Origin of the sequence: Pseudomonas sp. K5002 (assembly GCF_013386655.1) — a bacterium.
Lineage (GTDB): Bacteria > Pseudomonadota > Gammaproteobacteria > Pseudomonadales > Pseudomonadaceae > Aquipseudomonas.
The window spans coordinates 11,100-17,023 of the sequence record NZ_JACARK010000585.1 but is presented as its reverse complement, the minus strand read 5'-3'; the positions used below and the strand labels follow the sequence as shown (position 1 = coordinate 17,023).

Below are 5,924 nucleotides of genomic sequence, written 5' to 3'. Positions count from 1 at the left end.
ACCAACTACGCGGCGCTGGCGTCGTTGGGGATGATGGCGTTCCAGGCGTATCAGGCCTGGCAGCGGCAACAGGCGTCGGCGCCGCAGCAGGCGTTGCAGACGGTTGACCAGTTGTCTGGCGCGCAGGTCGAAGAACACAGCCACGCCGTGCTGCGTGCATTGATCGCGGCAGCCAAGGCGGATGGCGAGATTGATGAGCGGGAGCAGCAGATGATCTCGGCCGAGATCGGCAAGCACACCGATGACCCGCAATTGCAGGCGTGGCTGGATGCCGAGGTGGCCAAACCGTTGAATGCGGCGGATTTTGCCGAGTTTGCCGGCGACCCGGCGGTGGCGTCGGAGGTGTACCTGGTCAGTGTGCTGCTGGTGGATGACCAGCGGGACGCGGAGCGCAATTATCTGGATGAGCTGGCGGCGCAGTTGAAGATTGATCCTGCGTTGCAGGTGCATCTGGAGCAGCAGGCCAAGGGGCAGGTTTAAATCGCTATTTACGGTCATACCAAGCCTGTGGCGAGGGAGCTTGCTCCCGCTGGGCTGCGTAGCGGCCCCGGAATCTTTGGGAGCGCTTCGCACTCCAGCGGGAGCAAGCTCCCTCGCCACAGGGGTCATCGTCTGCGGGTTAGAACCGCAGTGTGGCCCCCGTCGTGAGCCATTGATGCTGATCCCCGATCAAACTGCGTCCTACCACCAGGTCCACGTCCACATTCTTGCCGATATGCATCCTCGGCCCGGCTTGCCACGCCTGGTCGCCGCCTTGCTGGCCGTAGCGTTCGGCGATCAGTGTCAGTGAGTCCATCAGGCTGTATTCAAACCCGGTGCCCCAGGTCGGCCGATGGGTCTGGTCGCCGTCGTTATAAGCGTGGCTCCAGCCGGCGTTGAAGTTAAGCCGCAGGGCCTCCATGGGCTGCCAGGTAAACGGCACATTCAAGTCCGCGCCATCAAATGAGTGCCGGCGGTTCAGCGCGTAATGCACGCCGGCAGACGCGGCCAGTTCCAGGCCCAGGTCTTCCCGGGCCCACAACTGCGCCTTGAGCTGCGGATTCACTTGGGTTTCGCCGTCGCCATCATGGTTGGCCCGGGACACGGCGGCAGTCCACTGCAACCAAGGAATGGCAGCGGAGGTGCAGGCCGGCGCCAGGGTTTCACTGTGGGTTGAGCCAGCGTGCCGGTTGGCGGTGAACCAGGCGTCGACATTGCATTCGCCCGGGGCGTTGATTGCGCCGTCGTCGACCACGTAGGAGCCGCCTGCCGCATGGGCATTCGACATCAGGCTGAGCACCAGCATGATGCCCGCGGTCACGCCGACGAAAATCAGGTTGCGCCGCACTGCCCGAAGCTTGGAGGCGGGCAGGGGATGGAAGGTAACGTGGGTGGTGCGGTTGCGGTATTTGGCGAAACCGTCAGGGGTGTGTTTCTTGTACATGGTGAACCTCGATCAACAGCCGGTGGCGCGCCCCGACCGGACTTGGCAGGGACGCGCCATGTTTCAAATAGAAAAAAGTGTGCAACGGGGTACCGCTACAACGGGGTTCTTCGTTCATGCCTGGATACTCCAATAAGGGTTGATTCAGCTGTCTACAGTCAGCACATGGATGCCACTGGCCCTGGCCTGGCTCACCAGTTCCGAGGTGTCGTCGCCGCCGGGCAGCGCGATGATCACGTCGGGCCGGCTGTCGGTGAGCATGAACTGGTTGCGATGGCGTTCGGCCTGCTTGCCATGGCGTTGCCAGTTGGGTGGGTAACGCACCACATCCACTCCGGTTTCCCGGGCCCAGTCTTCCACGTCGCTGCCCAGGAACTGGCTGCCACCGTGGATCAACACCTGCACCGGGCGCAGGCGGTGGTAGGCGTCCAGCACCTGGCGGGACATTTTTGTATCGGCGTAATGACGACCTGCACAGATCAAGACGCGCATGGTGATCTTTCCTTGTAGTGCGTATTGCCATTTATCGACGCGGGCGCAGCAAGCGGATGCAGGTGCTGTTCAAGCTGCTGGAAAAACCCAGCATGAAGCGCATTTCCACGGCGCTGAGCACGTTGCGCACGTACAGCCGTACGCCCAGCACCATCACCGCCTTGGCCGCCTGGGCGAGGCCGAACACCAGCAGCGCGCGAGCAGCGTTGTCGAGGTAGCTCATAAGTGTGTTCATTGTCTGTCTCCGCGTGCACTGGCTATCTACCGATAGCCAGTGCTTTCAGGGGCGGTTGATCAGTACCACTGCTTGAAGCGGCGGATGTAGAGGGTTTTCATCAGTTGTGCCACGCAGCAGTAGGCGACCAGGGTGCCCACCAGCCATGGGAAGTACGCCAGTGGCAGCGGCTCCAGGCCAACCATCGCGCCCAGCGGCGAGAACGGTACGTAGATGCCCAGCCCGATCACGATGCAGGTCATCATCATCACCGGCCATGCGGCGTTGCTCTGGAAGAACGGGATCTTGCGGGTGCGCAGCATGTGCACCACCAGGGTTTGCGAGAGCAGCCCCTCGATGAACCAGCCGGACTGGAACAGGGTCTGCATTTCCACGCTGTTGGCCGAGAACACGTACCACATCAGGGCAAAGGTGGTCATGTCGAAGATCGACGAGGTCGGCCCGATCCAGATCATGAAGCGGCCAATGTTTTTCGCGTCCCACTTGCGTGGCTTGGCCAGGTATTCCTTGTCCATCTTGTCCCACGGCAAGGCCAGCTGGGAGATGTCGTACATCAGGTTCTGCAGCAGCAGGTGGATCGACAGCATCGGCAGGAACGGGATGAACGCACTGGCCACCAGCACCGAGAACACGTTGCCGAAGTTGGAACTGGCGGTCATGTTCAGGTACTTCATGATATTGCCGAAGGTCTCGCGACCTTTCAGCACGCCTTCTTCCAGCACCATCAGGCTCTTTTCCAGCAGGATGATGTCGGCGGATTCCTTGGCAATGTCCGTCGCGCTGTCCACCGAGATGCCCACGTCGGCATCCCGCAAGGCCGGAGCGTCGTTGATGCCGTCGCCGAGGAAGCCCACGGTGTGGCCGTTGGACTGCAAGGTCTTGAGCACCCGCGACTTCTGCAGCGGCGTCAGCTTGGCGAACACCGTGCGCTCCTCGACCCGCAGCTTGAGGGTGGCGTCGTCCATCGCTTCGATTTCCGTCCCCAGCAACGGTACGCCTGGCTCCAGGCCGACCTGGCGGCAGATCTTGCTGGTGACGATGGCGTTGTCGCCGGTGAGCACTTTGACCGCCACGCCAATTTCGCGCAGGGCAGCGATCGCCGGGCCAGCGGTTTCCTTTGGTGGATCAAGGAAGGTCAGGAAACCACGGATCACCAGGTTGCGCTCATCGGCCGTGGTGTACTGCTTGCGGGCGAGTGCCTGGGGAATGTTGCGGGTGGCCAGCACCAGCACCCGGAAGCCGTCTTCGTTGTAGTCCTGGGCAATCGCCAGCAACTCGTTGCGACGCCGATCATCCAGCTCGACGGCCACGTCGCCTTCCATCACGTGGGTGGAAATGCTCAGCATCTCCTCGACCGCACCCTTGCACACCAGCAGGTGATCGTTTTGCGCGTCCTTGACCACGATCGACAGGCGACGGCGAATAAAGTCGAACGGCAACTCATCCACCTTGCTGTAGGCAAACGGCACCTGGAACTTCGGATTCTGCTCGGAGAACTGTACGACCGCCTGGTCCATCAGGTTCTTCATGCCGCTCTGGTGATGGCTGTTGAGCCAGGCGAGGGTCAGCACTGAATCATCACGGTTGCCAAAGGCGTTGACGTGGTGCTCGAGGATGATCTTGTCCTGGGTCAGGGTGCCGGTCTTGTCGGTGCACAGCACGTCCATCGAACCGAAGTTCTGGATCGCGTTGAGGCGCTTGACCACCACCTTGCGCTTGGCCATGGCGGTTGCACCCTTGGCCAGGTTGGCGCTGACGATCATCGGCAGCATTTCCGGGGTCAGGCCTACCGCCACTGCCAGGGCGAACAGCAACGCGTCGCTCCAGTCACCCTTGGAGAAGCCGTTGAGGAAGAACACGATCGGTGTCATTACCAGCATGAAGCGGATCAACAGCCAGCTGACGCTGTTCACCCCGCGGTCAAATGCGGTTTGCACTCGGGAGCCGACAATCGCCTTGGCCAGGGAGCCAAAGTAGGTGCGCGGGCCGGTGGCAACCACCACGGCTTTCGCCCGGCCGCTGACCACGTTGGTGCCCATGAAACAGATGTTCGGCAGGTCCAGCAGGTTGCCCTGGTCGGCCGCCGTGGACGTGGCGGATTTTTGCGTCACATCCCCGAGGGTGTCGTACTTCTCTACCGGCAAGGCTTCGCCGGTCAGCACGGCCTGGCTGATGAACAGGTCACGGGACTCGATCAGGCGGATGTCGGCCGGGATCATGTCGCCGGCAGACAGTTGCACGATATCGCCGGCCACCAGGTCGCGCATCGGCACTTCCCGCAGGGTCGGCTTGGAGCCCACTTGCTCGCGGCGCAACACCGTGGCGGTGGTACGCACCATGGCCTTCAAGGCCTCGGCGGACTTGGCCGAACGATGCTCCTGCCAGAAGCGCAGCAGGCTGCTGAGCATGACCATGGTCATGATAATGATGACCTTGGTCAGGTCGGCTTCTTCACCGGCCTGCAGTGGCAGCCAGTAGTCAGTGAAGAAACTGATGGCGCCGAGGGTCAGCAGCACATAGATGAACGGGTTGTTCAGGGCCTGGAGGAATTGCACGATGGCGTGAGGCGGCTTGTCGTGGGCCACCTCGTTGTAGCCTTCACGTTGCAGGCGAGCAGAGGCATCCAGTTCGGTCAGGCCATCCTTGGTTGCCCGGACATTGGCGAGGGTTGCCGAGAGGCCGTTCTGGGCTTCGCGGGCAGCACGCATCGACAGCTTTGTGTCGGTATCCGTGCCGTTTTTCTTGTGCAGTTTCGGGTTTTTTACTGCGCTCATTGTGTGTACTCCTGTCGCCAATTTTTCGACAAAACATACCCGGTACTTACCTGATGACAGGCGAGCGAAAGCATGCCGAGTCGCTGACTTCGCGATCGGTTTAAATAAAGTGTTGGGTAACTTTCTACAGGCCCGCTAACAGCGCGTTAGTTAACTAACGCGCAGCGGGCTACTACTGGCTTCGTCCATAGAGAACTCCAGCTAATCAAGTAACGGATAATCAGGAAGTTGCTGTTTCCAGCTGGCTTATGCCGCGCGAGCGTCCACGTAGAGGCTCAGCATCAGGCTCGCTTGCGCGACCAGGCTGGAAACGTCCCGTCTCTGTGGGTCTTGAGGGTCGGCGTGATCCCATTGCTGGACCAGGTGGCCGGTGGTGGGGCAGATACGCCAGTGTGCCCGGGGAGTCGGGCACACGCGGGGGGATGAGGTCACAAAGGTGCTGCGGGTAGGGGAAAAGCCTACGGGCTCGCGGCACAATTTGGCACGCAGGGCGTTAGCCAGCGTACGCAGATCAGGTAAAACAATCAGTTGAAAGGTCATAACACACCTCGGGACCGGACTGGCATCCGGTGAGGCAGTTACGTTGGAGCGTCAGGCTCTAGCGCAGCTTACTCGGCCGGAAAGGCGAGTCCCGTCATTTTTTCTGGGTTTGGCGCCCGATTCGCCGCATTCACGGTGATCGGACAACGACTAGATACTGTGTCCATTGGCTTCTTTTGTGAGGTTGAAAAATGGCCCTGAGTTGCAGGCACGGGGAATTTACTCAGGCAGTTGCCGGATGTCAACGTTTAATGACTTAAATTGTTACTGGTTCAGAGTTTGTTCAGATAGAAGGTTGGGGGAAGTTGCAATATCAAGTGTGCTTATTGATAAATGCTCGGTGTGTGGAGGGTAGGTGAAGTAACAATAGCCGGATAACTTATTGCGGGGTTCCGAAGCCTGCGTTCGGCCAGCGTGGTTTAACGGGGCGCCCAAGATCAACAGCAAGAGCACAGCGGCC

The 5,924-nt window shown here is 60.5% G+C and carries 6 protein-coding genes; 1 reads left to right on the top strand and 5 read right to left on the bottom strand.

Features of this window, described 5'->3' with window-relative positions; genetic code table 11:
• A partial coding sequence (locus HX846_RS24095) for a tellurite resistance TerB family protein (RefSeq protein WP_178966225.1) occupies nt 1-480 on the top strand: 480 nt, incomplete at its 5' end.
• Between the two features lie 139 nt (nt 481-619).
• On the opposite strand, the gene HX846_RS24090 is transcribed toward HX846_RS24095, so the two are convergent.
• The 5 genes from HX846_RS24090 to HX846_RS24070 form a co-directional block, all read right to left on the bottom strand.
• Nucleotides 620-1,423, bottom strand: coding sequence for a hypothetical protein (locus tag HX846_RS24090; RefSeq protein ID WP_102606045.1), 804 nt, complete (start codon nt 1,421-1,423; stop codon nt 620-622).
• A 144-nt stretch (nt 1,424-1,567) separates the two neighbouring features.
• Nucleotides 1,568-1,915 (bottom strand): DUF2493 domain-containing protein, encoded by a 348-nt coding sequence (locus tag HX846_RS24085; protein ID WP_003217865.1) that lies wholly within the window; start codon nt 1,913-1,915, stop codon nt 1,568-1,570.
• Nucleotides 1,916-1,946: 31 nt separating this feature from the next.
• Nucleotides 1,947-2,150: a hypothetical protein gene (locus HX846_RS24080; protein WP_238544234.1), complete on the bottom strand. Its 204-nt coding sequence runs from the start codon at nt 2,148-2,150 to the stop codon at nt 1,947-1,949.
• Between the two features lie 59 nt (nt 2,151-2,209).
• Nucleotides 2,210-4,924: a magnesium-translocating P-type ATPase gene (gene mgtA / locus HX846_RS24075; protein WP_023658814.1), complete on the bottom strand. Its 2,715-nt coding sequence runs from the start codon at nt 4,922-4,924 to the stop codon at nt 2,210-2,212.
• Between the two features lie 246 nt (nt 4,925-5,170).
• Nucleotides 5,171-5,464 carry a hypothetical protein gene (locus tag HX846_RS24070; protein ID WP_003219143.1) on the bottom strand — a complete coding sequence of 98 codons (294 nt, stop codon included), beginning with the start codon at nt 5,462-5,464 and terminating at the stop codon, nt 5,171-5,173.
• Between the last annotated feature and the right edge of the window lie 460 nt (nt 5,465-5,924).

What these genes read in the sequence shown, in the direction of transcription:
- HX846_RS24090 (WP_102606045.1), bottom strand. Translation starts at nt 1,423, where the DNA reads ATGTACAAGAAACACACCCCTGACGGTTTCGCCAAATACCGCAACCGC.
- HX846_RS24085 (WP_003217865.1), bottom strand. Translation starts at nt 1,915, where the DNA reads ATGCGCGTCTTGATCTGTGCAGGTCGTCATTACGCCGATACAAAAATG.
- HX846_RS24080 (WP_238544234.1), bottom strand. Translation starts at nt 2,150, where the DNA reads ATGAACACACTTATGAGCTACCTCGACAACGCTGCTCGCGCGCTGCTG.
- mgtA (WP_023658814.1), bottom strand. Translation starts at nt 4,924, where the DNA reads ATGAGCGCAGTAAAAAACCCGAAACTGCACAAGAAAAACGGCACGGAT.
- HX846_RS24070 (WP_003219143.1), bottom strand. Translation starts at nt 5,464, where the DNA reads ATGACCTTTCAACTGATTGTTTTACCTGATCTGCGTACGCTGGCTAAC.